Source organism: Synechococcus sp. H60.3 (genome assembly GCF_047462295.1).
In the GTDB taxonomy this organism is placed as follows: domain Bacteria; phylum Cyanobacteriota; class Cyanobacteriia; order Thermostichales; family Thermostichaceae; genus Thermostichus.
Window position 1 is genome coordinate 9,741 of record NZ_JANSIY010000079.1, and the last position, 1,962, is coordinate 11,702.

Sequence of the window (1,962 nt, forward strand, 5' to 3'; positions counted from 1 at the left end):
AAGGCCAGCAGATCCCGCTGCTCCAGAGCAGCCAGCACCTGGGGCAAGCTCGGCAAGGAGGACGCGACAGAAGGTAAGGAAGCGGCAGTGCGAGTGCGAAAGGCCTGATAGGCCCAGGCGGTGGAAACCCCTAGATGCCGGGGCTTGGCCAAGAGCAGGGGGATCCCTTCCCAGTCGGCCAGGGGCTGTAAAACTTCTCCCCGCCCCGTGGCTAGCTGCGTCCCTCCCTGTACGCAGAAGGGAATATCGGATCCCAGGCGCGCCGCCAAGTTCTGGAGCTCTCCTACCGTTAGGCCCAAGCCCCAGAGCTGGTTGAGTCCCACCAAAACTGCCGCCGCATCCGCTGAGCCGCCCGCCAAGCCCGCCGCCACCGGGATCTGTTTTTCCAGCTGGATCTCCACTCCCAGATCGGCCTGACATTCCTTTTGCAGCAGCTCAGCCGCTTGGTAGGCTAGGTTACGGGTATCTGCCGGCACCTCCGGGTGGTTGCAGATCAGGTGGATGCCGTGGGCACGGCGCTGGAGACGCACGCGATCCGCCAGAGCAATGCTCTGCAGGATCATAGCTACCTCGGAATAGCCATCAGGGCGGGATCCGAGGATTTCCAGGTAAAGATTGATCTTGGCGCGGGCAATCAGGGTACAGGCTTGCATGGGGTGAGAACGGGGTTGGCAATGCATCTCCACTCCCCTCAGCCTGTCCAGACCAACGCAAACACAGACCTAATCTGGGGAGCCCTTTCAGCCCGATTCTAAGGCAAGGGATCTGGGTAGAACCCTGGGGCTAGCTACTTTTTGCTGCAGCTATTCCAGAACTGATAAAGTTTTGGCACCCTCTGCCTCACCACTGCCCCATGAGCAAGCCCAAAGTTGGGATCCTCTACAACGACGCCAAGCCCGCCGCCAAGCGCAGCAGCGAAACCTTGGCCCGCTGGTTTCAAGAACAGGGGTGGGAAGTTTGCGTGGCCCCCAACTGGGGCGGCATTCTCGGCTACGCCAAGCCCAGTAGTCCCGTCTGCCTGACGAAGGTGGACAGCTTGGCTCCCGCCGGCTTTGACGAGAGTATGAAGTTTGCCGTGGTGCTGGGGGGAGATGGCACTGTTTTGGCAGCAGCCCGGCAACTGGCCCCCAAAGGGATCCCTTTGCTGGCCGTGAACACTGGCCACTTGGGCTTTCTGACGGAGACCTATCTCAGCCACCTAGAAGAGGCGGCCAAGGCAGCCATTGCCGGCGAGTACATCCTAGATCGCCGCAGCATGCTGCTGGTGCAGGCCTACCGCGGCCATGAGTTGCGCTGGGAGGTGCTCAGCCTCAATGAAATGGTGCTGCACCGCGAGCCCTTGACCAGCATGTGCCACTTTGAAGTAACCATTGGGGAGCACTCACCTTTGGATGTAGCTGCCGACGGCATCATTTTAGCCACCCCCACTGGCTCGACGGCCTATGCCCTTTCGGCGGGAGGGCCCGTCATCACTCCCAGTCTGCCGGTGTTGCAGTTGATCCCTATCTGTCCCCACTCAATGGCCTCACGGGCTCTGGTCTTTCCCGATTCGGAAGAGGTGTGGATCAGCCCCGCCAGCCCCCAACCGCTGGTTTTGGTAGCCGACGGCAATGCCGGCTGCTACATCCTGCCAGAAGACCAAATCCGCGTTGTCCGCGCCCCCTACTGGACAGATTTGATTCGCCTCCGCCGACCGGAGTTCTTCCGCGTCATGCGCGAGAAGTTGGGCTGGGGCCTAACTTATGCTTCTAAGCCTACCTCGGTAGAGCTGCCCTAGCCGGAGAACTTAGGAGTCCTGCACAAGTTGTTGGTCTTGGGAGGCCGTTGGATGGAGGCGCTGCCGAAGACCCGCTTGCCGGTGCCTGCATCCCCTGAAAACTTGCTGATGAACTACCCCACCGCGTAGGCGGGTGGGGTTTCCTCACCCGCTTGGCAGCAGAGCTTTTGTCTCTTCCTCTGCCC

The 1,962-nt window shown here is 60.9% G+C and carries 2 protein-coding genes; one reads left to right on the plus strand and one right to left on the minus strand.

Annotation, left to right across the window (positions count from 1 at the left end; translation table 11 throughout):
* The coding region (gene ispE, locus NW841_RS09135; RefSeq protein WP_414386154.1) for a 4-(cytidine 5'-diphospho)-2-C-methyl-D-erythritol kinase at positions 1-680 on the minus strand (680 nt) is incomplete at its 3' end.
* 173 nt (positions 681-853) lie between these two features.
* Here ispE and NW841_RS09140 point away from each other — a divergent pair.
* Entirely contained in the window at positions 854-1,777 is a 924-nt protein-coding gene (locus NW841_RS09140; protein ID WP_414371754.1) for an NAD(+) kinase, read from the plus strand.
* Positions 1,778-1,962: the final 185 nt, after the last annotated feature.

Coding starts and splice junctions, on each gene's coding strand:
- NW841_RS09140 (WP_414371754.1), top strand. CDS start 854: ATGAGCAAGCCCAAAGTTGGGATCCTCTACAACGACGCCAAGCCCGCC.